A 25,369-nucleotide genomic window follows, 5' to 3' on the forward strand; every position below is an offset into this window, starting at 1 on the left:
GCGGGTCAGCCGGCAGGCGGGCGGTAGGTCACCCGCAGCGCGTTGGCGACCTTCCGCAGCGACCCGTCGGACGGGGCGTTCACGACGCCGAGGGAGCCCGCGGACGAGCGCGCGACCATGGTGCTGGACCCGCCGCCGTCGAGGTTGAGCGCCTCGTCGGCGCCGAGGTCGGCCATCGTCTCGGCGAGCTCGACCATCGTCGCGCCGCGGCTGGCGGCCTGGCGGCCGTCGACGACCAGCAGGAGCACCTCGCCGGTGTCGCGGTCGATGCCGAGCGCCGTGCGCGGGTGCAGCTCGCGGTCGTCGACCACCTTCACGACGCCCTCGTCGACGAGGATCCGGTTGCCGCTGATCGCCATCCGCGGCCCGCCCTCCAGCCAGCGGGTGACCCCGAGCCGGCTGCCGCGGGGGATGGCGGCGAGTGCCCGGGCGCCCTTGCCGCGACCGATGAGCAGCGTGCCCTTGATGGCGCGCCCCTTGGTGAGCTTGGCCCGCTTCTCCACGACCCGGCCACCGCGGACCACCAGCATCCGCACGTTGCGGCGTTGGCCGCTGGTGACGCGGTAGCCCGAGGTGCGGCCCCAGTCGGCGGTGTAGACCCCGATCCCGCCGGGCCGGACGAAGGGCGAGTTGAGGTTGGTGACCTTCAGCTCCGGCCGCTGCCGCACCGACGTGCGCATCGGCACCTCGACGATGTCCGGCCGGCCGCCGCGGCGGACCACGAACGAGGCGTTCCACCCGTGCGTGCGCGCGTGGAGCAGCCCGCGGCCGGCGGCCTGGCCGACCCCCAGCGGGGCGTCGGTGTCGCCGATGTCGAAGAAGTCGCCGTTGACGCCGCCGACCGTGTCGGCGCCCGCGACCAGGGCGGGGACGGTCGCCGTACGGGCGATCCGGCCGGGGCCGGCGTAGTCGAGCCCGACCCCCGGGACCGACGGGTCGACGGTGAGCAGGTGGAAGCGCTGCGGGCCGCGTGCGTCGACCTGCTCCCAGCGGGTGAGGGTGACGCCGGGGGCGACGACGGTGCGGACCGGTGGCGCGGGCTCGGCACGGCGCAGCAGCCGGGGGACCACCGGCAGGTCCGACGTCAGCCAGCCGCGCTGGCCGTCGGAGGTGTGCAGCGGCCGGCGGTCGGCCTCGGCGCGGGCCGCGGGGGAGCGGTCGGCCCCGGGGTCGGCCGCCACGGCCGTCGTACCGGCCGTGGTCAGCGCCACCGCGCAGGTGAGGACGCCGGCGGCCAGGCTCCGGGACTTGGGGGGCCGGGACATCAGGGGAAGGTGGGCACGCACCTGGTCAACGGTAAGCCGATCGACGGCCGACCACAGGAAGATGGACGATCGCGTCCTCGATCGTCACGACGCCGGGGACCCGGGAGCCCATGGCGACGAAGGTGTCGCTGACCGCCGTGGCGAGCAGGTAGAGGTGCTGCCCGGCGGGGACGTCGACGGCCACCGAGGGGAGGTCGACCCGTCGCTGCTTGCCCTCGACGGGAAGCGGCTCGTGGAGCGGCAGGACGTTGTTCTGAACCAGCCGCGCGTCGAGGGGCGAGGTGCCGATCGCGAGCCCGAGGAACGCCCGGTTGTGCACGCCCGGGGCCGTGACCTTCCCGGTGAGGTATGGCGTCCCCGCGACCCGGATCGGGCCGGCAGCGACCGGGACGGCCACCGGTGCGCCGACGCTCGTGGTCGTCGCGACGGTGCCGACCGCGCGGGTCCGGTTGGCGCGAGGGCTGGTGATGGTGGTGCAGGTGCCGCTCGGCGTCGCCAGGTGCATCCGGCCGAGTCCGCGCAGCCGGGTGCCGTCCCGCTTGAGCACCCGGTCGAAGAAGCGGACGTTGAGCCGCTCGAAGTCGCCGCCGCCCAGCCGCCGGCTGCACGGGTCACCGGTCGCGCCGGTGCCGGCCGGCAGGATCGCCGGGAGCACGTGCCCGCCGTTGTAGCCGACGAAGATCGAGCGCTTGCGGGCGCCGGCGGTCATCGCCTTGCGCCAGTTCTGGAAGCCCTGCTCCAGCGGGAAGAGCCCGTCGGTGGTGCCCTGGCCGAGGAGCATCGGGATGTCCAGGCGGCGCCCGTGGTCGACGTGCCACTTCGGGCCGTTGCGCCGCATGAACTCGACCATGTCCTCGGTGCCCGGGACGCTCCCGTCGGGCCAGGTGCCGAGCACCGTGCCCTCGACGAGCGCCTTGTAGACCGTGCCCGGCAGCGCGTCGCTCAGCAGGGAGATCGCGCTCAGCGCGAGCGCCCACTCGGTGCGCACGACGTCGTCCGGGGCGAGGCTCTGGCTGAGGTCGTGCCAGGTGATCTGCGGCGCCAGCGCGTCGAAGAGCGGCCGGCCCCTGGTGCGCAGCAGCTCGAAGGCGGCGAGGTACTGGTAGCCGCCGCCGTAGCTGCCGCCGATCGCGCCGAGCCGCGGGTCGCCGGGCCGGTCCTGCTCGACCCACGGCAGCCGCGCGACCAGCCGGACCAGCCTGCGCACGTCGTGCCCCTCGAAGCGGGGGTCCTCCACGTGCGCGTGGCCACCGGAGGTGCCGAAGCCGCGCTGGTCGAAGGTGAGGACGCCGTACCCGGCGTCGACGAAGGCCTGCACCTCCTCGAGCTCGGCGCGCGAGCCGCCCCAGCCGTGGCTGTGCATGACCATCGGCACCGGCCGCTTCCGCGACGCGCCGGCTGGCTTGAAGATCGTGTAGCAGATGTCGACCTTCGCGGTCTCGCCCGGCTCCGGGACGCTCTGCAGGCAGCCGCTGCGCTCGGTGACGCGCTGGGCGGCGCGCTCGGCGGGCTCCGCCGTCCCGGCGGTGGCGGGGACCGGCCCGGCGGTCAGGGTGCCCGCGAGGGCGACCAGGGCGGTCATCAGGGTCGCAGCGGTTCGGCGCATCGGGTCCTCGGGGTCGGTTCGGTTACCAGTCGGTAAACGTCCGGAGGTGGCGCAGGTCACGGACCCGTCGAACTAGGCTGCGGCGGGTGCGCCCGTGGAACACCTTCGTCGAGGGCGACAACCTCGACGTGCTGCGCGCCATGGCGGCCGCCGGTGACCAGGTCGACCTGGTCTACGTGGACCCGCCGTACAACACCGGCAACGACTTCGCCTACCGCGACGACTTCCGCGACGAGGGCGGCCGCCCCGCGAGCCGGCACGCCGCCTGGGCGGCGATGATGCGCCCGCGGCTGGAGGCCGCCCGCGACCTGCTGCGGGTGACCGGTGCGATCTTCGTCAGCATCGACGACCACGAGGCCGCGCGGCTGCGGCTGCTGATGGACGAGGTCTTCGGCGAGGAGTGCTTCCTCGCGCAGGTCGTGGTCAACCTCAACCCGAAGGGCCGCCAGCTCGGCCGGGGCTTCGCGACCAGCCACGAGTACCTCCTCGTCTACGCCCGGGACCCCCGCCGCACGGTCCTCGACGCGACCAGCGCCGAGGCGGTCGACGAGCGCGACTTTCCGCTGACCGAGGAGGGCACCGGCCGCCGCTACCGGCACCTGCCGCTGCGGAACACGAACAAGAAGTTCAACCCCGCGACCGCGCCGACCCTGCACTTCCCGGTGTGGGGCGACCCGAGCGACGGCCGGGTGGCGACGGCGCCGTTCGCCGGTGCCGCGGAGGTGCGGCCCGTCTTCGGCGACGGCCGGCCCGCCGTGTGGCGGTGGAGCCGGCCGCTGATCGACGAGCGCCCCGACGACCTGGTCTGCCGCGTGGTCCGCGGGCGGACCGGCGAGCGGGTCGACGTGTTCCAGAAGGACTGGCTGCACCGCGAGGGCGGGCGGCGCAAGAAGCTCACGACGATCTGGCTCGCCGAGGAGGTGGGCTCGACCGACACCGCGGTGGCCGAGCTCAAGGCGCTGGTCGGGCACGTCTTCGAGTCGCCCAAGCCCACCGGGCTCGTACGCCGGGTGCTCGCCACCATGCCCGACGACGCGGTGGTGCTCGACTTCTTCGCCGGGAGCGGGACCACCGGCCACGCCGTCGCCCTGCAGAACGCCGCGGACGGCGGCAGCCGGACCTGCGTCTCGGTCAACTCCGCGGAGCCGACCCGGGTCGGCTCGAACGCCCACGCCGCCGGGCTGCTGACGGTCGCCGACATCACCCGGGCCCGGCTGCGCGCCGTCGACGCCACCCTCGGCGGCGGGCTGGAGGAGCGCCGCCTGCACTGACCGGAGCGACCGGGCCACCGGGCGACCGGCCCTCAGCCGACGTCGGCGGCCTTCTCCAGGGCGGCGACCTCGTCGTCGAGGTGGGTGAGCAGCCGTTGCAGGTGCGGCACCGTCCGCCGGCAGCCGGTCAGCCCGAAGGCCATCTTGTCGGCGTAGGAGGTGCAGGTGATGTTGAGCGCCATGCCGTTGATGGGGATGGACAGTGGGTAGGTGCCGTCGAGCCGGGCGCCGTTCCAGTACTGCGTGGTGCGGGGGCCGGGCACGTTGCTGATGATGACGTTGTACGGCGGCCGCACCAGCCCCTGCATGCGCAGCAGCGGCAGCACGATGGCCGGCGCCTGCCCCAGCGCGCTCATCGCCACGATCTGCGCGGGCGTCATCGAGGACAGCGCCTCCTTGCCGTCGCGCATGGAGGCGTGGATGGCCTCGAGCCGGTCGGCGGGGTCCTCCCGGTCGGTCGCGAGCTTCACCATCACCGCGCCGACGGCGTTCCCGCCGTCGGTGGAGGCGAGGTGCGACTCCTTGGCGTTGAGCCCGACCGGCACCATGGCGACCAGCGCCGAGTCGGGGAGCGCCCCGAGCTCGCGGAGGTAGCCACGCAGGGCGCCGGCACACATCGCGAGCACCACGTCGTTGATGGTGGTGCCCGTCGCCCGGCTGATCGCCCGGAGCCGCTCGATCGGCCAGTCCTGGGCGGCGACCCGGCGCGATCCGGTGATCGCCTGGTTGAGGATGGTCCGCGGCGCGTGCAGCGAGACGGCCGAGGTCTCGTTGCGCAGGCCCTTGTTGAGCGTGCGCACCAGCGCTGCCGGCATGCCTGCGGCCTCGGCGGTGATCCCGAGCGCGGTGCGCAGCGCCTGGACCGGGACCTCCGACAGCTGGGGGGCGCCGGCGGGAGGACGCCCTCCCCGGGCGCGGCCCGGACCGCCGTTGCGGGGGCGGGCCTCCCAGGGCGCCCGCATGCCCCGCTCGTCGGGATCGGGGCTGAGCACGCTCTGCAGCAGCCGCATCGCCGAGACGCCGTCCAGCAGGGCGTGGTGGACCTTGGTGTAGAGCGCGACCCGGCCGTCCTGCAGGCCCTCGATCACGTGCGACTCCCACAGCGGGCGGTCCCACGCCAGCCGCGTGCTGTGCAGGCGGCCGCACAGCTCGAGCAGCTCCCGGACGCGGCCGGGGCTCGGGAGGGCGCTGTGGCGGACGTGGTGCTCGACGTCGATCTGCGCGTCGGGCTTCCAGACCAGCTGGCCGCCGGTCCGCAGGGACCGGTGCGGGTGCTTGCGGAACAGCGGGGAGAGCTCCTGGACGTCGCGCATGCACTCGTACATCTCGCGGGTGTACTCCGGCCCCGCGTCCTCGGGCTTCTCGAAGAGCTGCAGGCCGCCCACGTGCATCGGCATGCTGCGGTTCTCGGCGAGGAGGAACGCCAGCGAGGTGGGGTCGATGGGAGTGACCACGGGGGCCTTTCGTCGCGAGGGAGCAGCCGGCCGAACGCGAGCGCGCGGCCAGGGGGTGAGTGTGACTCCTGGTGACGTCCGCCACAAGGGCTGAGCCGGGTGTCGTCCACAGCCTCGGCCGATCCGGCGTTCCCCACCGGCCGGGCTCGTGGCGGACCGCCGGGCCCGCCGGGCTCCCTAGCGTCGTCGCTGCGCGCCGGGCTGGCCGGTGCCGGGAGATGGAGGTACGTCATGGGGAAGCGGGTCGTGGGTGGGACAGGAACCGGTGTGGCCGGGCTAGTGGCCGGGGTCGCGGCCGGCGTGGTGGTCGGTGGCGTGGGTGGTGGCGTGGGCGGTGCGGCCGCCGCCGGGTCGGGTGGCGCGAGCGCCGCCACCTACGAGCCGCACCCGAGCACGATCGTGGAGATCACCGGTGACAAGCTGCACGGCTTCGAGATCTACCGCTACGACGGCACCGAGCAGTTCCCGCCGGTCGACTCCGAGGCCCGGGCAGAGTGCCGGGGCTACGACACCCAGGTGCTGCGCGTGCGCTGCCGGACCGAGGTGCGCACCTGGTACCGCGACCTCGGAGAGATGAAGCGGGCGATCAACTACGCCCAGTCGACCGCCGGGTCCTGACCCGGGCAGCGGCCTCGGCGGGGCCGGCGGGGCCCCCTCTGGCACCATCGGAGTCATGGAGGAGCCGGGGCCGCTCGACCGACTCCGGGACCGGGGTCGCACGTCGGTGCGCGCGCGGCTCGCCCGTCTGTCGGCCAAGCGCTGGCAGATCGCGCAGTGCGCGATCGCTGCGGGGGTGGCGTGGTTCCTGGCGGCCGACGTGCTCGACCACCCCACGCCGTTCTTCGCCCCGGTCGCCGCGGTGGTCTCGCTCGGCACCAGCTACGGCCAGCGGCTGCGCCGGGTCGCGGAGGTGACCGTCGGGGTCGCCGTCGGCGTCCTGGTCGGGGACCTGCTCACCCTCCAGATCGGCAGCGGCGCCTGGCAGCTCACGGTGGTCGTGGCGCTGGCGATGACGACGGCCTTCCTCCTGGACGGCGGTCAGCTGCTGGTCACCCAGGCCGCGGTGCAGGCGATCATCGTCGCGACCCTGGTGCCCGACCCGGGGGCGGCGCTGGTCCGGTGGACCGACGCCCTCGTCGGTGGCGGCGTGGCGCTCGTCGCGGCGACCGTGGTCCCCTCGGCGGCCCTGCGCCGTCCGCGGGAGCAGGCGGCGGTGGTGACGCGGAAGATCGCCGGGCTGCTCCGGGCGGCCAGCGAGGTGATGGTGGAGGGCGCCAGCGAGCGGGGCTTCGAGCTGCTCGCCGACGCGCGCGCCACCGACCGGCTCATCCGCGAGCTGCAGGCCGCGGCGGACGAGGGGCTCTCGGTCGTCGCGTCCTCGCCCTTCCGGTTCCGCCAGCGCGGGAACCTGCTGCGGATGGTGGAGCTGGTCGAGCCGTTGGACCGGGCACTGCGCAGCACGCGGGTGCTGGTGCGCCACGTCGCCGTGGCGGCCTACCACCGGCGGCCGGTGCCGCCGTCGTACGCGGGGATCGCCAGCGACCTCGCCGACGCCGCCGAGGAGGTCGCCGAGGAGCTCGCGGCCGACCGGCTGCCCATCGCGGCGCGTCCGGCCCTGCTCGCGGTCGGGGACGCCACCGGGCGGGTGGAGCGGGCTCCGGAGATGACCGCGGACGTGGTGCTCGCGCAGCTGCGAGCGGTGACGGTCGACCTGCTGCTCATCACCGGGCTGAGCCAGCTCGAGTCGACGAACGCCCTGCCCCCGCCACCGCGCTGACCACCGATCAGCGGCCGGGCGTGCGGCCCAGACCGTTGCGCAGCTCGCGCACGACGGAGTCGACCACGGCGACCAGGTCGCCGGAGGACTCCTCGGCGACGGCCCGCTGGCGCTGGTACGACGCCCCGCGGACGGGGATGTCGGCCACCGAGGCCAGCTCGGCGGAGCAGCCCAGCCGCTCGGCCACGGGCTCCAGGCGCACCAGCAGGTCGGCGAGGTCCTCGGTGACCAGCCGCTCACCCGAGTCGGCGTCGAGGATGACGATCGCGTCGAGGCCGTAGCGGGCCGCGCGCCACTTGTTCTCCTGCACGTGCCACGGCGGCATCGTCGCCAGCTCCTCGCCGGCGGCTGCCCGGGTGTCGAGGTCGACCACCAGGCAGTGGCACAGCGCCACGATCGCGGCCAGGTCCTCGAAGGAGGAGACGCCGTCGCAGACCCGGTTCTCCAGCGTCCCCAGGTGCGGGGCGGGGCGGACGTCCCACCGGATCTCGCTCAGCTCGTCGACGACGCCGGTCTGCACCTGGTCGGCGGCGAAGCGCTCGAACTCCGACCACCGGGCGAACTGGAACGGCAGCCCCGCGGTCGGCAGCTGTTGGAACATCAGCGCCCGGTTCGACGCGTAGCCGGTGTCCACGCCCGCCCAGATCGGCGAGGACGCCGAGAGCGCCTGCAGGTGCGGGTAGTGGTTGAGCAGCGCGGAGAGGACCGGCATCACGCGGTCCTGCTCGGGCAGGCCGACGTGGACGTGCACGCCCCAGATCAGCATCTGCCGGCCCCACCACTGCGTGCGGTTGATCAGCTCCTCGTAGCGGTGGCCCTCGGTGAGCTGCTGGGCGGTCCAGGAGGCGAACGGGTGGGTGCCGGCGCCGTACAGGTCCACGCCGAGCTCGTCGGCGACCGGCACCACCACCTCCAGCGTCTGCTGCAGCTCCGCGACCGCCTCCCCGACGGTGTGGCAGACGCCGGTGACGACCTCCACGGTGTTGCGCAGCAGCTCCTCGTGGAGCCGCTCGGGGTCGGACAGCCGCTCCCGCGCAACGCGCAGCAGCTCGGCGGCGCCGTTGACCAGGTCCCGCGACCCGCGGTCGACCAGGGCGAGCTCCCACTCGACGCCGAGGGTGGGCTCGGGCGAGGCCCGGAAGTCGATCCGCACACACCCAGCGAAGCACACGACCGGTGGGCCGATCGGGCGCCGGAGGTCGCTGTCTAGCATCGGCGCCATGCCCGAGGAGAGCCCCGTCCGCACGTACACGCAGACCCTCGACTTCTGCCTGCGCGTGGGTGAGCTCCTCCTCTCCTCGGGGGCGGGCGCGGCCGACGTGACGGCCTCGATGCAGGCGGTCGCGCGGGCCCTCGGGATGCGCAACGTCGACGTCGACATCACCTTCATCTCGCTGTCGATGAGCTACCAGATCAGCCAGGACGAGCCGCCGCTGATCCAGCTGCGCCAGGTCAAGCAGCGCGCGATCGACTACGAGCACCTCACCCGCGTCGACCACCTGGTCCGCGCGGTCCTGCGCGAGGAGCTCGACCTCAAGCAGGCGCGCACCGAGCTCGGCCGGATCACCTCCTCCGGCCACGACCGGCCGCGCTGGGCGATCACCCTCGGCTGGGGCGTCATGTGCGGCGGCATCGGCCTCCAGCTCGGGGGTGACGCCGCCGTGGTCGCCATCGCCTTCCTGGCCGCGGTCGTCATCGACCGGCTCCAGCTGCGGATGTCGCGCCAGCGCTACCCCGCCTTCTACCAGCAGGTCGCCGGCGGCGCGGTGGCCACGATCATCGCCCTGGCGGTGGCCGCGACGCCCCTGGCGCTCAACCCGTCCCTGGTCGTCACCGCGAACATCATCATGCTGCTGGCCGGGATCGGCTTCATGGGCGCCCTGCAGGACGCGCTGACCGGCTTCTACATCACCGCCGGCGCCCGCCTGACCGAGGCGCTGCTGGCCACGGCCGGCATCATCGGCGGTGTCAGTGGGGGCATCACGCTGGCCTCGGCCCTCGGCGCCGACGTCCCCGCCCTCGACCCGGGCCGGGGGAATCTCTCGACCCTGGGCCTGACGGTGCTGGGGTCGGCGATCGCGGCCGGCGCCTTTGCCTACGCCTCCCACGCGCCGCGCCGCATCATCGCGCCGATCGCGCTTGTCTCCGCCGTGGCGATGCTGATCATGCAGACGCTGTCGGTGCCGGGCATCGGCCGAGCGTGGTCGGTCGCGCTCGCCGCGTTCTTCGTCGGGCTGGTCGGCTACACCGTCGGTGGCCGGCTCCGCGTCCCACCCCTCGTGGTCGTGGTCTCCGCCATCGTGCCGATGCTGCCGGGCCTGTCGATCTACCGCGGCCTCACCCTCCTGGCCGAGGGCGGGATGTCCACCAGCGCCGGCCTGCTCGCCATGGTGACGGCGGCCTCCGTGGCCACGGCGCTCTCGGCCGGCGTGATCTTCGGGGAGTACGTCGCGCAGCCGGTCAAGCGCGAGGCGGCCCGCCTCGAGAGCCGGCTCTCGGGGCCGCGCCTGGTGGGCCCGGTGCGGACCCGCCCCGAACGGACCTCCCGCTCGCGGCGGTCGGCCCGTCGGGGAGGGGCGGACACGGTGGGCTGACCGGCCGCCGCGGTCCGCAGGCGGCCGGCCGGTGTGCCGAGGAGATGGGCCGAGGAGATGGGCCGAGGAGGGGTCAGACCACCGTGGTCTTCGCGGGCAGCACCTTCTTCGACACCCGCGCCACGACGTCCTGGTAGCGAGCGCCGGCCAGCTTGCCGAACCAGTGCAGCGCGTGCGCGTCGGAGCCGACCAGGACCCGCGCCTTGTTCCCGAGGATGCCCTCGACGATGATCTCCGCGGCCTTCTCGGGGGTCATCTTCGCCAGCTTCTTGTCGAAGAACGACGCCGTGGCGGCCTGGTCCTCGCGCGAGGAGACGCGGGCGTTGCGGGCGATCGCGGTCTTGATGCCGCCCGGGTGGACGACGGTGACACCGACCGGGTGGCCGGCCGAGAGCAGCTCGATCCGCAGCGCCTCGGACATGCCGCGCACGGCGTACTTGCTGGCGTTGTACATCGACTGGCCGGGCATCGAGACGAGCCCGAAGAGCGAGGACAGGTTGACCACGTGGCCGTCGCCGGAGGCGATGAGGTGCGGCAGGAACTCCTTGGTGCCGTGCACCACGCCCCAGAAGTTGATGCCGATGATCCACTCCATGTCGGAGTAGTCGAGGTCGTCGAAGTCCCCGGCGAGCGCGACGCCGGCGTTGTTGACCACGACGTTCACCCGGCCGAGCTGCTGGGCGACCGAGGCGGCGTAGGCCGCCATGGCGTCGCGGTCCGCGACGTCGAGCCGGTCCGAGCGGACCTCGCGGGCGCCGGCGGCGCGCGCCTGCTCGGCGGTCTCGGCGAGGCCCGCCTCGTCCACGTCGGAGAGCGCGAGCAGGGAGCCGCGGCGAGCGCAGTCCAGCGCCAGGGCCCGGCCGATGCCCGAGCCGGCTCCGGTGATCACGACCACCTTGTCGTCGAGCGTCTTCATGCGGACACGTCCTCTCGGCTGTTCTGGGTGGGGGCGGCCACGGCGGAGCCGGGCAGCGATGGGTCGGTTCGGCGGGGCGCGCCGCGGACGGCGTACGCGGCGGTGTCGAAGGCGCGCAGCGCGGCCCGAAAGCCGAACGTCGTGCGCGGCCAGAGCGTGGTGTTGCGGCCGTGCTCGTCGAGGTACCAGCTCGAGCAGCCGCCGCGGTGCCACACGGTCCGCCTCATCCGCCGCTGCAGGGCGTCGTTCCAGCGGCGGTTCGCGTCCTCGGTCGGCTCGAGCGCGGCGTACCGGTTGACGCGCATGGTGCGCAGCGCCTCGCGCAGGTACTGCACCTGCGACTCGATCATGAAGACCATGCTCGAGTGGCCGAGGCCGGTGTTCGGGCCGACCAGCATGAACAGGTTGGGGAACTCCGGGATGGTGGTGCCCTTGTACGCCGCCATGCCGGACTCGCGCCACCGCTCGGCGAGGCTGCGTCCCCGGCGGCCGACGACGTGCTCGGTGAAGGGGAGCTCGGTGGTGTAGAAGCCGGTGGCGACGATGAGCACGTCGATCTCGCGCTCGGTGCCGTCCGCGGTGACCACCGAGGTGGGCGTCACCCGCGCGATCCGGTCGGTCACCAGGTCGACGTTGTCGGCGGCGAGGGCGGGGTAGTAGGTGTTGCTGATGAGGATCCGCTTGCAGCCGATCTCGAAGTGCGGCGTCACCTTCGCCCGCAGCGCCGGGTCGGAGATGCCGCGGGCGATGTTGAGCTGGGCCGCCTTCTTCGCCGGCAGCGCGATCTTCGGCTCGACGGTGAACGCGGGGACGTAGCTCTCCCGGCCCCAGTAGATCGCGGTGCGGTAGAGCTTCTGCAGGCCCGGGACGCGACGGAGCGCCGCCCGCTCGAGGGCGGAGTAGTGGCGGTCGTTGCGGGGGATCACCCAGGGCGCGGTGCGCTGGTAGACGTCGAGGCGGCCGGCGACCTTCTGCACCTCCGGCACGATCTGGATCGCGGAGGCGCCGGTGCCGATCACGGCCACCCGCTTGCCGGTGAGGTCGACGTCGTGGTTCCAGCGGGCGGAGTGGAAGAGCTCGCCGGTGAACCCCTCGATGCCCTCGACGTCGGGCAGTCGCGGCTCGGAGAGGCCGCCCGCGCCGGCGACCAGGGTGCGCGCCGACCAGGTGCCCGCGCTGGTGCGCACGGTCCAGCGGGCGGCGGCGTCGTCCCAGGTCGCCTGCTCCACGGTCGTGCCGAAGCGGAACCGGTCGAGCACGCCCGACTCGCGGGCGACCCGCTGCAGGTACGCCTGGATCTCCGGCTGCTGGGAGAACGACATCGACCAGTCGGGGTTCGGTGCGAAGCTAAAGGAGTAGAGCTGGCTCGGCACGTCGCAGGCGGCGCCCGGGTAGGTGTTGTCGCGCCAGGTGCCCCCGACGTCGTCGCCCTTCTCGATCACGACGAAGTCGCGCTCGCCGTCCTCGTCGAGCTTGATCGCCGCGCAGAGGCCGGCGAAGCCGGCGCCGACCACGAGGTGGTCGACGTGGCGGACGGTGCCGTCGGCGGCACCGGCGTCGGCGCCGACGCCGTCCGGCGCCTGGGTCGTCGGGTACGAGGTCATGGGCTCGACGGTATTGCCGCTATTGAACAACCGTCAATAGACTGGGGGGCGTGACGGCACCCACACGCACCCGGCTCTCGCCCGAGGAGCGGCGCACCCAGCTGCTCGACCTGGGCGTGCGACTGCTCGCGACCCGCTCGCTCGACGAGCTGTCGATCGACGTGCTCGCCGAGGAGGCGGGGATCAGCCGCGGGCTGCTCTACCACTACTTCGGCGGCAAGCACGCCTTCCACGAGGCGGTCGTCCGGCATGCCGCGGACGACCTCATCGCCCAGACCGCGCCGCCCGAGGACGGCGAGCCGCTGGAGCGGCTGCTGTCGTCGGTCACGGCGTACGTCGACTACGTGGTGGCCAACCACGCCGGCTACGTCTCCCTGGTCAAGGGGGCCGCGAGCGGGAACGACACGCTCCGCGAGATCTACGAGGAGGCTCGCACCGCGCTCACCGGCCGGATCTTCACCGAGGACCCGTGGGGCGACGTCATCCCCGACACCGCCGTCAACCGCCTCCTGGTCCGCGGCTGGTCGGCGATGGTCGAGGAGCTCGTGCTCGCCTGGGTCGCCGATCCGACCGGCGTCACCCGCGAGCAGCTGCTCGACGTGGTGGCCGGCTCGCTGCCCTCCCTCGTCGAGGCCGCCGCGCAGCGGGGGTCAGCCCAGGAGCGGTCCTGAGCCGACCACCTCGGCGAGCTGGTCGAGCCCCCACTCGAGGTCCTCGAGGCTGATCACCAGCGGCGGGGCGAGCCGGATCGTCGAGCCGTGGGTGTCCTTGGCGAGGACGCCGCGGGCCATCAGCGCCTCGCAGACCTGGCGGCCGCTGCCGACCGTCGGGTCGATGTCGACGCCGGCCCACAGGCCCCGGGTGCGGACGGCGACGACGCCGTGGCCGACCAGCGACTCGAGCCGCTCGCGCAGCACGACCCCGAGCTCGGTGGCCCGGGCCTGGTGCTCGCCGGTGGCGAGCATGTCGACGACCGTGCGGCCCACCGCGCAGGCGAGCGGGTTCCCGCCGAAGGTCGAGCCGTGCTGGCCCGGCCGGAGCACCCCGAGGACCTCGCGGTCGGCGACCACGGCGGAGATGGGGACGATGCCGCCGCCGAGCGCCTTGCCGAGCACGTAGACGTCGGGCACGACGTCCTCGTGGTCGCACGCGAAGGTGCGGCCGGTCCGGCCGAGGCCGGCCTGGATCTCGTCGGCCATCATGAGCACGTTCGTCCGGGTGCACACCTCACGCAGGCCGCGCAGGAACCCGTCGGGCGGCAGCACGACGCCGCCCTCGCCCTGGATCGGCTCGATGAGCACCGCGACGGTGTCCTCGTCGATCGCGGCCTCGAGCGCCGCGAGGTCGCCGTACGGCACCTGCACGAAGCCGGGCGCGAACGGCCCGAACCCGTCCCGCGCGTCCGGGTCGTCGGAGAAGCCCACGATCGTGGTCGTCCGGCCGTGGAAGTTGCCCTGCGCGACGATGATCTTCGCCCGGTCCGCCGCGACGCCCTTGACCTCGTAGCCCCACTTGCGGGCGACCTTGATCGCGGTCTCGACGGCCTCGGCGCCGGTGTTCATCGGCAGGACCAGCTCCTTGCCGCACAGGTCGCCCAGAGCGGCGCAGAAGCCGGCGAACTGGTCGTGCACGAAGGCGCGGCTGGTGAGCGTGAGGCGGTCGAGCTGCTCGTGGGCCACGCGCAGCAGCTCGGGGTGGCCGTGGCCGAAGTTCAGCGCCGAGTAGCCGGCGAGGAGGTCGAGGAACCGGCGGCCCTCGACGTCGGTCATCCACGCGCCCTCCGCGTGTTCCACGACCACCGGCAGCGGGTGGTAGTTGTGGGCGGTCCGCTCCTCCGCACGCGCGAACGCGGTGCGGATGTCGGCGGTGGCGTCGCTGACGACGGTCATGGGGCCTCCTCGTAGGTCGCGCCAAGATTGTCAGACAATCCGGCCGGGCGCCGAATCTTCCGGCTGGTCCTCCTCGATGGTGGCCGCCGCCGTGCCCAGGACCAAGCCGACGGCCCCACGGGTTGCCGCGTCCGTACGCCGGGTACGGGGCGCGCATGCCTCCCACCCCCAGCTCCCCGGCGAACGGCGAGATCCCGTCGGGGGCGACCGGCGAGCTCGCCGGCGCCGTCCTCGTCATCACCGGCGCCTCCAGCGGCATCGGCCGGGCCACCGCCCTCGAGGCCGCCGCCGACGGCGCCCACCTCGTCCTCGCCGCCCGCGGCATCGGGTCGCTGGACCTGGTGGCCGCCGAGTGCGACGACGCGGGCGCGGCCTCCACCATGGTCGTCCCCACCGACGTCGGCGACGACGACGCGGTCCGCGACCTCGTCGACCAGGTGCTCGCCCGCCACGGCCGGCTCGACGCGTTCGTCAACGCCGCCGGTGTCGTCGCCTACGGGCGCACCGAGGAGGTGCCGGCCGAGGTCTTCGACGGCGTCCTGCGCACCAACCTGCACGGCTCGGCCAACGTCGCGCGCCACGTCGTCCCCGTCCTCCGGGGCCAGGACCACGGCACGCTCACCCTCGTCGGCTCGGTCGTCGGCCACATCGCCGTGCCCGGCATGTCGGCGTACGTCGTGAGCAAGTGGGGCGTGCGCTCGCTGGCCCGCCAGCTGGCCATCGAGAACGCCGACAAGAAGGGCGTGCACATCTCCTACGTCGCGCCGGGTGGCGTGGACACGCCGATCTACCAGCAGGCGGCCAACTACGACGGCTTCGAAGGACGTCCGCCGCCGCCCGTGGCCAGCCCCGAGCGGGTGGCGCGGCAGATCCTCTCCCGCGTCGGCGGCGGCCTGGCCCGCTCCCAGCTGCTGCTGAGCAACGAGGTCATCCGGCTCGGCTTCACCGCGCTGCCGTTCGTCTACGACGCCATCATCGGCCCGTTCTTCCGGCACGGGGCGATCGACCGGCTGCGGCCCGTCGAGCCCCACCCGGGCAACGTGCTCGCCTCCCGACAGAGCGGCAACAAGATCCACGGCGACCAGGGCAACGCCCTGGTCGGCATCACCCGCAACGTCCTCACCCACCTGCGGAGGTGACTGGGTGACCGTCGGCACTCAGTCGTACGACGCCGTCGTCATCGGCGCGGGCCCCAACGGGCTGGTCGCCGCCAACCACCTCCTCGACCAGGGGTGGTCGGTGCTGGTCCTCGAGGCCCAGCCCGACGTGGGCGGCGCGGTCCGCAGCGACCGTGAGCTGCACCCGGACTTCGTGCACGACACCTTCAGCGCCTTCTACCCGCTGGCGGCCGGGTCGCCGACGATCCGCTCCTTCCACCTCGAGGAGCACGGCCTGCGGTGGCGGCACGCGCCCGCCGTCCTCGGCCACTGCCTGCCGTCGGGGGAGTGGGCCATGCTGCACCGCGACCGCACCGTCACCGCGGCCCTCATGGAGGCCCAGCACCCCGGGGACGGCGACGCCTGGCTCCGGCTCTGCGAGACGTGGGACCGCATCGGCAACCAGGTCGTCGGCGCGCTGCTCACGCCGTTCCCGCCGGTCCGGCCCGGCCTCTCCGCGCTGGCGCGGCTGCGCAGCGTCGGCGGCCTCGACTTCGTGCGCGAGATGCTCACCCCGGTCGTCGACCTCGGCCGGCACCGCTTCGGCGGGTTGGCGCCGCGGATCCTGCTGGCCGGCAACGCCGGCCACTCCGACATCCCGCTCGGTGCGCCGGGCTCCGGCCTGATGGGCCTGCTGCTCACCATGCTGGGCCAGACCGTCGGCTACCCCGTCCCCGAGGGCGGCGCCGGCATGCTCGCCCAGGCGCTGGCGAGCCGGGTCCGGGCGCTGGGCGGCACCATCCGCTGCGACGCCGAGGTGGTGCGGGTCGAGGTCGACCGCGGCCGGGCGAGCGCCGTACGCACCGTGGACGGCGAGCGGTACGCCGCACGGCACGCCGTCGTCGCCGACGTCGTCGCGCCGCACCTCTACGGCGGCCTGGTCGCGCCGGAGGACCTGCCGGCGCGGCTGCTGCAGCGCATGGACTCCTTCGAGATGGACCCCGGCACCGTGAAGGTCGACTGGGCCCTCGACGGCCCGGTCCCGTGGCGGGTGGAGCCGCCACACGCGCCCGGCACCTTCCACGTCGCCGACTCCGTGGAGCAGATGTCCGCCGCGCTCCACGACGTCAACGCCCGCACGATCCCGGCCCGGCCGTTCATGCTCGCCGGGCAGATGACCACGAGCGACCCGACCCGGTCGCCGGCCGGCACCGAGTCGCTGTGGGCCTACACCCACGTGCCGCAGGACGTCGCCCGCGACCTCGGTGAGGACCCGGTCCGGGGTGTCTGGGACCGTGACGAGTGCGAGCGCTTCGCCGACCGGATGCAGGCACGGATCGAGGAGCTCGCCCCCGGCTTCGGCTCCAAGGTGATGGCCCGCCGCGTGCTCGGCCCGAGGGAGATGCAGGCGCGCAACGCCAACCTCATCGGCGGCGGCGTCAACGGCGGGACCTCCCAGCTGCACCAGCAGCTCGTCTTCCGCCCGGTCGCGGGCCTGGGACGCTCCGAGACGCCGGTCCGCGGCCTCTACCTCGGCTCCGCCTCGGCCCACCCCGGCGGCGGCGTGCACGGAGCCTGCGGCATGAACGCCGCCCGCGCGGCCGTCGCCCACCGCCGGGTGCGCCGGCTCGTCCCCGGCCGCTGACCGACCCCCCGACCCCGTCGAGGTGGGAGCCCCGCACGGTCGAGGTGGGAGCCGTGCACGGTCGAACCGTGCGGGAGTGCCACGTGGACCGTGCGGGAGTGCCACGTGGACCGCTCCGGGTACACGAAGCGGCCGCGCCCTCGAGGGGTGCGGCCGCTTCGCTGTTCAGCGCGGGACGGTCAGTCCGCGCGGTGTGCCCGTCAGCTCTGGGCGTCGGACTTGACCGACTCGGCGGAGGACTGGCCCTCCTGCTTCACCTTCTGGGCCGAATCGGCCGCGGAGCCCTTGACCTCCTGGGCGGCCTGGGCGGCCTGGTCCTTGGCATCCTGCACGAGCGACTCGCCCGCGGAGCGAGCGTCGTCGAGCAGCGGCTGGCCCTTCTCCTTCACCGTCTCCAGCGTCTGGTGCGCCGCCTCGGCCTCGGCCTTGCTGGCCGGGATGAGCGAGGAGACGATCAGGCCGGCGCCGAAGGCGACCAATCCCGCCGCCAGCGGCGACCCCTGGACCTGCGAGTGGGCGGTGCCGACGGCCGAGTGCGCGGCGCCGGTCACGTCCGAGGTCGAAGGCATCGAGTCCCCGGTGCTGCTCGCCTTCTGCTTCATGGTGCCGCTCGCGCTGCCAGCCTTGTGCATGGCCGTGTCGCGGGCGTCGTGGGCGGTGCCCATCACCCTGTCGCGCATCGACGCGAACCGCCCCCGGGCTGCTGCCTTGCGGCGGTCGACGATCGCCGAGGGGCTGACCCGGTCCTGGAGCGCGTCCAGGTCACCGGCCATCCGTGCTCGGGTGCCCTCGATCTCGGTGGTCAGCTCTTCTGTGCTCTGGCCCATTCCGCGTCCTCCTTCAGGGTCTGCTGCGTCTTCGGCAGCTCGGGGTTGCTCTCCTTGAGGGCCTTGCGGCCGGTGAGGGCGAGGACGGCTGCGACGACGCCCCACACCCCCATGACGATCAGGGCGGCCCACGCCGTGTGCATCCAGCTGTCGAGCATGAACATCAGCGCGAGCGACCCGAACAGCAGGACCATGTAGCCGGCCAGACCAGCGCCGCCGAGCAGGCCGGCGCCCTTGCCGGCCTTGCTGGCCTCCTGCTTCATCTCCGTCTTCGCCAGCGCCATCTCCTGCTTGATCAGGGTGCTGAGATCGGTGCTGACGTCGCTGACGATGTCGCCGAGGCTCCGGTCGTCCTTCGGCTTCGTCGGGTCGTGGGTCTGGTGCGCGGGTGTGCTCACAGTCGGTCCTCCGAGCTGAGGCCCCCGCCGGTGTAGCCCGTCTCGGGGCCGGACATCTCGTCGCGCGAGGGTTGCGTCGGCTGGCCGGGAGTCGCGCTCGGCATCGGCGGGTTGGTGGTCGCCGTGCCGGTCGGCGCAGCGGCGGTGCCCGTGGTGTGCGTCGGGCCACCTGCGAGCGGTCCGCCCGCGGGAGCGGCGTACGACGTGGGCGTGGTCGTGGGGGTGGTCGCCGGCGTGGTGGTGGCCGGGACGGCGGGCGTCCGAGGCCTCGCGGCAGCACCGGCCGCGCCGTCGCCGGCGCCGCGCAGCAGCCGGCCGGCGACCACGCCGGCGGTGAGCGCGCCGAGCAGGAACGTGCCGGGGCGCTGGCGGGCGAAGCGGCGCACGTCCTCGAGCATCTCGGTGGGCTCGCGGCCGTCGAGGTGGTTGCCGATCGCGCGGACCTGCTCCGCAGCCTGGCGGGTGAGGTCGGTGGCGAGCCCACCCGGCGCCTGCTCGGCCATCCCGTCGAGGTCGTCGCCGAGGGTGGTGAGGGTGCTCACGAGCCGGTCGCGCTGGGAGCGGGCCTGCTCGCTGGCCTGGCTGGTCGCCTGACCGAGGGTGTCGCTCACGATGCTGCGAGCCTGCTCGGCCGCCTGGCCGGCGACCTGCTTCGCCTCGTCGGCGGCGGTACCCGCGACGTGGCGACCTTCGTCGGCCGCGGTCGAGGCGGCCTGCTGTGCGCGGTCCGTCGCGCTGGTGTCGGTCGTCATGTGGTGTCCCTCCGGGATAGGGTGGATGTACCCCTGCCAGTGCCCGTGCCAGGGCGCGGCATGCTTCACCCGCCGGGATGAGGAGCCGTCCTCACTCACCGCGACGCCTGGGTTCGGGCACAGCGGTCACACAGGTCCGGGGCGCACCGTTCGAACCATGGACGACGACGACCACACCACCCCCATCCAGGCCGCTGCATCGGGGCCCGCGCCGCAGCCCCCGCCGGCCACCAGTTCCGGGGACGCGCCGCCGCGCCGCTCGTGGCGCCAGCGGGCCGGCGCGTGGCGGCCGCGTGGCGGGTCGCTGCGCGAGCGGACCTTCCGGCTGCGGAGCATCGTCGCCGTGGGGCTCGCGTGCCTCGTCATCGGTGGCAGTGGCGGCGCCCTCGTGCACGCGGCTGCGACCGAGGACGCCGCCGGGGGCGGCGACACGCCACGGCAGGTCGGCTGGGACGGGGACGGCCGCGGCGACCGGCAGGGCGGGCCGGGCGGCAGGGGCCGCCTCCCCGGGGCTCCGCTGTCGCCGAGCACGGCCCCGGAGGAGGAGTCGGGCAGCGCGACGTGATCAGCCGGTCGCCGCCGGCGCGCGGGCCTGCATGTCCTTGACCGCGAGCGAGGCGAAGACCATCGCCGACCCGAGCGGGGCACCCGGGCCGGGGTAGACCGTGCCGAAGAGCGAGGCCGTCGAGTTGCTCGACGCGTAGAGCCCTCGGATCGGCGTGCCATCCTGGCGGAGCACGCGGCCGGCGGCGTCGGTGACCAGACCGCCCTTGGTGCCGAGGTCGGAGAGGACGAAGCGCGCCGCGAGGTACGGCGGTCGGTCGCAGGGGGTGAGGGCCCTGTTCGGGCCCTCGCCGGCGGCGAAGAAGGTGTCGTACTCGTCGCTGCCGCGGCCGAAGTCCTCGTCGACCCCCGTGGCGCAGGACCCGTTGTACCGCTCCACCGACGCGACGAGCGCGTCCGCGGGGAGCCCGGTCGCCGCGGCGAGCCCGTCCAGCGTGTCGGCCTGCACCCAGGTGCCGGCGGCGAGGTGCTCGGCCGGGTCACCCTCAGGCATCGCGATCGCGGGGAGCCGGCCGCCCTCGCGGGAGTCGAAGACGAACCACGAGGGCACCCGCTCCGGCTCCTGCGCCATCGCACGCCCGAACCGGTCGTAGGGGAGGCACTCGTTGGCGTACCGACGGCCGTGCTGGTCGAGCATCAGGCCGCTGCGGAAGCCGAGGGTGAACGACCCTCCGCCGTCCGGCTGCTCGAGGCCGGGGCAGAACCAGCCGCCTGGGGAGAAGTCGGTCGCCGCCCCGAGCGCGACGGCCGCCTCGAGCGGCTCGCCGGTGTTGGTCTCCCGCGGCGCCATGGTCCACGCCACCGAGCCGGGTACGCCGTGCTCCTCGCGCAGCGAGGCGTTGCCCTCGAACCCGCCGGCCGCCACGAGGACGCCGCGGCGTGCGCGCAGCTGCACCGGTCCCTCGGGGCTCATCGCGGCGACACCGACCACGGCGCCGTCGTCGTCGGTCACGAAGCCGGTGACGGGCAGGTTGGTGCGGACGGTGCCGCCGTCGCGGACCAGCATCGCCGCCAGCCGGGCGACGAGCGCCTGCCCGCCGGTGAGCGTCCGCCGACCGGGCTCGCCGGCGCGGTCCAGCTCGACGGGCGGACGCACCCAGACGGCCACCTCCGGGGGCAGGTCGTCGCGGCGCACCTTCACCGGCTGGATGGACCTGCCCATGGGCACACGCCCGGGCGCGTCGTAGTACTCGGCGAACGGCAGCCACTCGAAGTCCATCAGCTCGTCGGACTCCAGCTCGGCGACCAGCTCGGGAGCGTGCGCGAGGAAGGCCTCCAACCGGTCGCGGTCGGGATCCTCGAGGATCGCCTCGAGGTAGGCCCGCGCGCCCTCGGTCGAGTCGGGCAGGCCCGCCCGTTGCTGGACGGCGCTGCCGGGCAGCCAGCAGGCTCCGCCGGAGTACGCCGAGGTGCCGCCGAGGAACGCGGTCTTCTCCACCACGAGGGTGGAGAGCCCGGCCCGGGCGGCGAGGGCCGCGCCGGCCAGCGCGCCGCCGCCGGAGCCGACCACCACGACGTCGTGCTCCGCCAGGTCGCGCGGGGAGGGGTCGAACGCGTCGTCGCCGGTCACGCCGAGATCGTGATCGCTCGCCGTTCCGGCCGCAACCGCGCTCCCACCCGTCGGCTGCGCGCTCCCCGGCCGATCCTGACCCACGGAGACAGCACAAGAGCCGCAGTTGAACGATCCCGGTGGCCCGCGGAAGCGCTCGACCCGAAACCGGCTGGGTCCGACGACCACCGGGCTGGGATGATGGACCGGTTGTGGAGATCACCTACCCGCCGGAGCTGCCGGTCACCCAGCGGCGCGAGGACATCGCCGCCGCGATCCGCGACCACCAGGTCGTGATCGTCGCGGGTGAGACCGGATCCGGGAAGACCACCCAGCTGCCCAAGATCTGCCTCGAGCTCGGCCGGGGCCGGGGCGCGGCCGAGGACGGCGGGCTGATCGGCCACACCCAGCCGCGCCGGATCGCGGCACGCTCGGTGGCCGAGCGGATCGCGGAGGAGCTCGGCACCGACCTCGGCGGGGCCGACAGCCCGGTCGGCTACCAGGTGCGGTTCACCGACCGCACGTCCCGCGCGACGCGGGTGAAGCTGATGACCGACGGCATCCTCCTCGCGGAGCTGCAGCGCGACCGGATGCTCCGCAAGTACGACACGATCATCATCGACGAGGCGCACGAGCGCAGCCTCAACATCGACTTCCTCCTCGGCTACCTCAAGCGGCTGCTGCCGAAGCGGCCCGACCTCAAGCTGGTCATCACCAGCGCGACCATCGACCCCGAGCGCTTCGCCGAGCACTTCAGCGACCGGCGCGGCCGCCCGGCGCCGATCATCGAGGTCTCCGGGCGCACCTACCCGGTGGAGGTCCGCTACCGCCCGCTCATGGAGCTCGCCGAGGACGACGAGGAGGGCGAGACCGTCGTCCGGGACCAGACCGAGGCGGTCGTCGACGCGGTCAAGGAGCTTTCGGCCGAGGGTCCCGGCGACGTCCTGGTCTTCCTCCCCGGCGAGCGCGAGATCCGCGACACCGCCGACGCCCTCGCGGAGCTGACGCAGAGCACCCGCGGCGGCGGGACGGAGGTCGTCCCCCTCTACAGCCGGCTCTCCGCGGCCGAGCAGCACAAGGTCTTCGCGCCGCACACGGGGCGGCGGATCGTGCTGGCGACCAACGTCGCCGAGACCTCGTTGACCGTGCCCGGCATCAAGTACGTCGTGGACACCGGCGTCGCGCGCATCTCCCGGTACTCGGTGCGCACCAAGGTGCAGCGGCTGCCGATCGAGCCGATCAGCCAGGCCTCGGCCAACCAGCGCTCCGGGCGCTGCGGCCGGGTCTCCTCGGGCATCGCGATCCGGCTCTACTCCGAGGAGGACTTCGAGGGCCGCCCGGAGTTCACCGACCCCGAGATCCTCCGCACCAACCTGGCCAGCGTCATCCTGCAGATGGCCAGCCTCGGCCTCGGCGACCTGGCTCGGTTCCCGTTCGTCGAGCCGCCGGACCGGCGCAACGTCACCGCCGGTGTCCAGCTGCTCGAGGAGCTCGGCGCGCTGGCGCCCACCGGGGGCGGGGGCGGCGGGAACGGCAGCGGCGGCCAGCCACGGTTGACCCGGCTCGGCCGCCGGCTGGCGCGCCTGCCGATCGACCCGCGGCTGGCCCGGATGATCCTCGAGGCGGAGCGGCTCGGCTGCGTGCGCGAGGTCGTCGTCATCGCGGCCGCGCTCTCGCTGCAGGACCCCCGCGAGCGGCCGGGCCCCGACCACCCCGCCGAGCAGGCCCGCGCCGACCAGCTGCACGCGCGGTTCAAGGTCGAGGACAGCGACTTCCTCACCTGGCTGGAGCTGTGGCGCTACCTCAAGGCCCAGCAGAAGGAGCTCTCCAGCAGCGCCTTCCGGCGGATGTGCCGGGCCGAGCACCTCAACTACCTGCGGGTACGCGAGTGGCAGGACTTCGAGTCCCAGCTGCGCCAGGTCTGCAAGGAGATGAAGATCGAGGTCGGGCACCCGGCAGGCGCCATCTCGACAAGCTCGATGCAAAGCTCGACAAGCTCGACCAGCGAGGTCGATTCGGACGGCATCCACCAGGCCCTCCTCTCCGGCCTCCTCTCCCACATCGGGCTGCTCGAGGAGCGGGACAAGGACCGCGGCAAGGACCGCGGCAAGGACGGCCGGCGGCGCGGGCCCCGGGAGTACCTGGGCGCCCGCGGCGCGCGGTTCGCGATCTTCCCCGGCAGTGGCCTGGCGCGCCGGTACCCGACGTACGTCATGGCCGGCGAGCTGGTGGAGACCAGCCGGCTGTGGGCGCGGCAGAACGCCGCCATCAAGCCCGAGTGGGCCGAGCGGCTCGGCGGCGACCTGGTCAAGCGGACCTACAGCGAGCCGCACTGGTCCCGGAAACGGGCGGCGGTCATGGCCTACGAGCGGGCCACGCTGTACGGCGTGCCGCTGGTCGCCGACCGCCTCGTGTCGTACGGCAAGGTCGATCCGGTCGTCTCCCGCGAGCTCTTCATCCGCCATGCGCTGGTGCAGGGCGACTGGCAGACCCGGCACCGGTTCCTCGCGGAGAACAAGCGGCTGCTCGAGGAGGCCGAGGAGCTCGAGCACCGGGCCCGGCGGCGCGACATCGTCGTCGACGAGGAGACGCTCTTCGACTTCTACGACGCCCGCGTCGGCGAGGAGGTCGTCAGCGGCGCCCACTTCGACACCTGGTGGAAGCGCGAGCGCCAGCGGCGGCCCGACCTGCTCACCTTCGACCCGGCGATGCTCACCCACGACACCGTCGAGGAGGTGCGTGAGGCCGACTACCCGCAGGAGTGGCAGGCCGAGGGGCTCACCTTCCCCATCAGCTACCACTTCGAGCCGGGCGCCGACGAGGACGGCCTGACCATCGACGTGCCCGTCGCGACCCTCAACCGGGTCGCCGCGGAGGACTTCTCCTGGAACGTCCCTGGCCTGCGCGAGGAGCTCGTCACCGAGCTGATCCGCAGCCTGCCGAAGAGCCTGCGGGTGAACTTCGTGCCGGCGCCCAACAAGGCCCGCGAGTTCCTCGCCGCGGTTCCTCCGGGCGAGGAGCCGCTGCTCGACGCGCTCGAGCGCTACTTCCGCTCGACCACCGGCGTCGTGGTCCCGCGTGAGGCGTGGGACTGGTCGAAGGTGGCCGAGCACCTCCGGCCGACGTATCGGGTCGTCGACGACGACGGCCGCGAGCAGGCCCGTGGCAAGGACCTCGAGGCGCTCAAGGCGCCGCTGCGTCCGAAGTTCGCCCAGGCGCTGGAGGAGGTCGCCAGCGAGAGCGGCCTGGCGCGCACCGGCGAGACCGGGTGGGTCTTCGGCACGGTCGAGGCGTCGTTCACCCAGAAGCGCGCGGGCCACGACGTCAAGGCCTACCCCGCACTGGTCGACGAGGGGTCGACCGTCGGGCTGCAGGTCTTCGGGTCGGCCGACGAGCAGGAGGCGCGGCACCGGCTCGGCGTGCGGCGGTTGCTCCAGCTCGGCCTCGACCGGCGCGACCAGCGAGGAGGGCCGGTCAAGGCGGTCCTCGACAGCCTCACCAACCACGAGAAGCTGGCGCTGGCCGGGTCGCCGTACTCCTCGGTCACCGCGCTGCTCGAGGACTGCCGCGCCGCCGTGCTGCAGGACCTCGTCGACGGCCGGCCGCCGGTGCGCGACCAGGCGGCGTACGACGCGCTGGTCGCGGCCGCCGCCCAGGACCAGGAGGCGCACCTGCGCGGCGTGCTGGTCGACCTGGTCCGGGTCCTGGACCTGTGGCGCCAGGCCGAGAAGGCCCTCAGCGGCCGTGCCGAGATGACGATGCTCCCGGCGCTCTCCGACCTCAAGGCCCAGCTCGCGCGGCTGGTGCACGACGGGTTCGTCTCGGCGGCGGGTGCGACCCAGCTCCGGGCCTACCCGCGCTACCTGCAGGCCCTCCTGCAGCGTCGGCAGCGGCTGGAGGACGGCGGGGCCGCGGTCAACCGGGACCGGCAGCTGATGGACCAGGTCGCCGACCTGCAGGAGTCGTGGCTGCACGCGGTGGCCGCGCTGCCGGAGGGGCGGCCACCGGGCGCGGCCCTGCGGCAGGTGCGCTGGATGCTCGAGGAGTACCGCGTCTCGCTGTGGGCCCAGCAGCTCGGCACGGCGTACCCGGTCAGCGACCAGCGGATCCGGAAGGCCCTCGCCCAGGCGTCCGGCCAGGCCGCCGGCCGGTCCTGAACCC

20 protein-coding genes are annotated in these 25,369 nt (G+C 73.9%); 9 read left to right on the top strand and 11 right to left on the bottom strand.

Annotated elements, in window-relative coordinates:
* Positions 1 to 5: 5 nt before the first annotated feature.
* Complete coding sequence (locus tag ACSMHG_RS12465) at positions 6 to 1,265, bottom strand: phosphodiester glycosidase family protein (RefSeq protein WP_435745428.1); 1,260 nt, start codon at positions 1,263 to 1,265, stop codon at positions 6 to 8.
* A gap of 25 nt (positions 1,266 to 1,290) precedes the next feature.
* The gene (locus ACSMHG_RS12470) at positions 1,291 to 2,871 is read right to left on the bottom strand and encodes an alpha/beta hydrolase family protein (protein WP_435745430.1); all 1,581 of its coding nucleotides are present in this window, start codon (positions 2,869 to 2,871) and stop codon (positions 1,291 to 1,293) included.
* Positions 2,872 to 2,957: 86 nt separating this feature from the next.
* Here ACSMHG_RS12470 and ACSMHG_RS12475 point away from each other — a divergent pair, with 86 nt between their 5' ends.
* Complete coding sequence (locus ACSMHG_RS12475; RefSeq protein ID WP_435745433.1) at positions 2,958 to 4,142, top strand: site-specific DNA-methyltransferase; 1,185 nt, start codon at positions 2,958 to 2,960, stop codon at positions 4,140 to 4,142.
* Positions 4,143 to 4,174: 32 nt separating this feature from the next.
* Here the strand turns inward: ACSMHG_RS12475 and ACSMHG_RS12480 are convergent, their stop codons facing one another.
* Positions 4,175 to 5,596: a WS/DGAT/MGAT family O-acyltransferase gene (locus ACSMHG_RS12480; protein WP_435745436.1), complete on the bottom strand. Its 1,422-nt coding sequence runs from the start codon at positions 5,594 to 5,596 to the stop codon at positions 4,175 to 4,177.
* 267 nt (positions 5,597 to 5,863) lie between these two features.
* Here ACSMHG_RS12480 and ACSMHG_RS12485 point away from each other — a divergent pair, with 267 nt between their 5' ends.
* Together ACSMHG_RS12485 and ACSMHG_RS12490 are read left to right on the top strand one after the other, a co-directional pair.
* Positions 5,864 to 6,214, top strand: a complete 351-nt coding sequence (locus tag ACSMHG_RS12485; protein WP_435745438.1) for a hypothetical protein — start codon at positions 5,864 to 5,866, stop codon at positions 6,212 to 6,214.
* A gap of 55 nt (positions 6,215 to 6,269) precedes the next feature.
* The gene (locus ACSMHG_RS12490) at positions 6,270 to 7,373 is read left to right on the top strand and encodes an FUSC family protein (protein WP_435745441.1); all 1,104 of its coding nucleotides are present in this window, start codon (positions 6,270 to 6,272) and stop codon (positions 7,371 to 7,373) included.
* A 7-nt stretch (positions 7,374 to 7,380) separates the two neighbouring features.
* Here ACSMHG_RS12490 and ACSMHG_RS12495 read toward each other — a convergent pair whose 3' ends face one another.
* Positions 7,381 to 8,526, bottom strand: a complete 1,146-nt coding sequence (locus tag ACSMHG_RS12495; RefSeq protein ID WP_435745443.1) for a glutamate--cysteine ligase — start codon at positions 8,524 to 8,526, stop codon at positions 7,381 to 7,383.
* A 67-nt stretch (positions 8,527 to 8,593) separates the two neighbouring features.
* Here ACSMHG_RS12495 and ACSMHG_RS12500 point away from each other — a divergent pair, with 67 nt between their 5' ends.
* The gene (locus ACSMHG_RS12500; RefSeq protein ID WP_435745445.1) at positions 8,594 to 9,967 is read left to right on the top strand and encodes a threonine/serine exporter family protein; all 1,374 of its coding nucleotides are present in this window, start codon (positions 8,594 to 8,596) and stop codon (positions 9,965 to 9,967) included.
* Positions 9,968 to 10,040: 73 nt separating this feature from the next.
* Here ACSMHG_RS12500 and ACSMHG_RS12505 read toward each other — a convergent pair whose 3' ends face one another.
* Together ACSMHG_RS12505 and ACSMHG_RS12510 are read right to left on the bottom strand one after the other, a co-directional pair.
* Positions 10,041 to 10,883 (bottom strand): SDR family NAD(P)-dependent oxidoreductase, encoded by an 843-nt coding sequence (locus ACSMHG_RS12505; RefSeq protein ID WP_435745447.1) that lies wholly within the window; start codon positions 10,881 to 10,883, stop codon positions 10,041 to 10,043.
* Positions 10,880 to 12,487, bottom strand: coding sequence for a flavin-containing monooxygenase (locus ACSMHG_RS12510; RefSeq protein WP_435745450.1), 1,608 nt, complete (start codon positions 12,485 to 12,487; stop codon positions 10,880 to 10,882). The genes ACSMHG_RS12505 and ACSMHG_RS12510 overlap by 4 nt, the downstream gene beginning before the upstream one ends.
* A 50-nt stretch (positions 12,488 to 12,537) precedes the next feature.
* Between ACSMHG_RS12510 and ACSMHG_RS12515 the strand changes: the two genes are divergently transcribed.
* Positions 12,538 to 13,158: a TetR/AcrR family transcriptional regulator gene (locus ACSMHG_RS12515; protein ID WP_435745452.1), complete on the top strand. Its 621-nt coding sequence runs from the start codon at positions 12,538 to 12,540 to the stop codon at positions 13,156 to 13,158.
* Here ACSMHG_RS12515 and rocD read toward each other — a convergent pair.
* Positions 13,138 to 14,376, bottom strand: a complete 1,239-nt coding sequence (gene rocD / locus ACSMHG_RS12520) for an ornithine--oxo-acid transaminase (protein ID WP_435745454.1) — start codon at positions 14,374 to 14,376, stop codon at positions 13,138 to 13,140. The two genes, ACSMHG_RS12515 and rocD, sit on opposite strands and share 21 nt — an antisense overlap.
* A 155-nt stretch (positions 14,377 to 14,531) precedes the next feature.
* Here rocD and ACSMHG_RS12525 point away from each other — a divergent pair, with 155 nt between their 5' ends.
* A complete protein-coding gene (locus tag ACSMHG_RS12525; RefSeq protein ID WP_435745456.1) occupies positions 14,532 to 15,515 on the top strand; it encodes an SDR family NAD(P)-dependent oxidoreductase in 984 nt (327 codons plus the stop codon).
* A gap of 4 nt (positions 15,516 to 15,519) precedes the next feature.
* The gene (locus tag ACSMHG_RS12530) at positions 15,520 to 17,118 is read left to right on the top strand and encodes a phytoene desaturase family protein (protein ID WP_435745459.1); all 1,599 of its coding nucleotides are present in this window, start codon (positions 15,520 to 15,522) and stop codon (positions 17,116 to 17,118) included.
* A 200-nt stretch (positions 17,119 to 17,318) separates the two neighbouring features.
* Here the strand turns inward: ACSMHG_RS12530 and ACSMHG_RS12535 are convergent, their stop codons facing one another.
* The 3 genes from ACSMHG_RS12535 to ACSMHG_RS12545 are packed head-to-tail and all read right to left on the bottom strand — an operon-like array spanning position 17,319 to position 19,095.
* Positions 17,319 to 17,945 (bottom strand): DUF3618 domain-containing protein, encoded by a 627-nt coding sequence (locus tag ACSMHG_RS12535; protein ID WP_435745461.1) that lies wholly within the window; start codon positions 17,943 to 17,945, stop codon positions 17,319 to 17,321.
* Positions 17,921 to 18,343 (bottom strand): phage holin family protein, encoded by a 423-nt coding sequence (locus ACSMHG_RS12540; protein ID WP_435745463.1) that lies wholly within the window; start codon positions 18,341 to 18,343, stop codon positions 17,921 to 17,923. The genes ACSMHG_RS12535 and ACSMHG_RS12540 overlap by 25 nt, the downstream gene beginning before the upstream one ends.
* Entirely contained in the window at positions 18,340 to 19,095 is a 756-nt protein-coding gene (locus ACSMHG_RS12545) for a hypothetical protein (protein WP_435745465.1), read from the bottom strand. Before ACSMHG_RS12545 ends, ACSMHG_RS12540 begins: the two co-directional genes overlap by 4 nt.
* Positions 19,096 to 19,252: 157 nt before the next feature.
* Between ACSMHG_RS12545 and ACSMHG_RS12550 the strand changes: the two genes are divergently transcribed.
* The gene (locus tag ACSMHG_RS12550; protein ID WP_435745467.1) at positions 19,253 to 19,660 is read left to right on the top strand and encodes a hypothetical protein; all 408 of its coding nucleotides are present in this window, start codon (positions 19,253 to 19,255) and stop codon (positions 19,658 to 19,660) included.
* On the opposite strand, the gene ACSMHG_RS12555 is transcribed toward ACSMHG_RS12550, so the two are convergent.
* Complete coding sequence (locus ACSMHG_RS12555) at positions 19,661 to 21,229, bottom strand: FAD-dependent oxidoreductase (RefSeq protein ID WP_435745470.1); 1,569 nt, start codon at positions 21,227 to 21,229, stop codon at positions 19,661 to 19,663. It lies immediately after the preceding gene.
* Positions 21,230 to 21,420: 191 nt separating this feature from the next.
* Here ACSMHG_RS12555 and hrpA point away from each other — a divergent pair, with 191 nt between their 5' ends.
* The gene (gene hrpA, locus ACSMHG_RS12560) at positions 21,421 to 25,365 is read left to right on the top strand and encodes an ATP-dependent RNA helicase HrpA (RefSeq protein ID WP_435745473.1); all 3,945 of its coding nucleotides are present in this window, start codon (positions 21,421 to 21,423) and stop codon (positions 25,363 to 25,365) included.
* Positions 25,366 to 25,369 lie beyond the last annotated feature (4 nt).

It is taken from the genome of Nocardioides ureilyticus (genome assembly GCF_051280745.1).
Lineage (GTDB): Bacteria > Actinomycetota > Actinomycetes > Propionibacteriales > Nocardioidaceae > Nocardioides.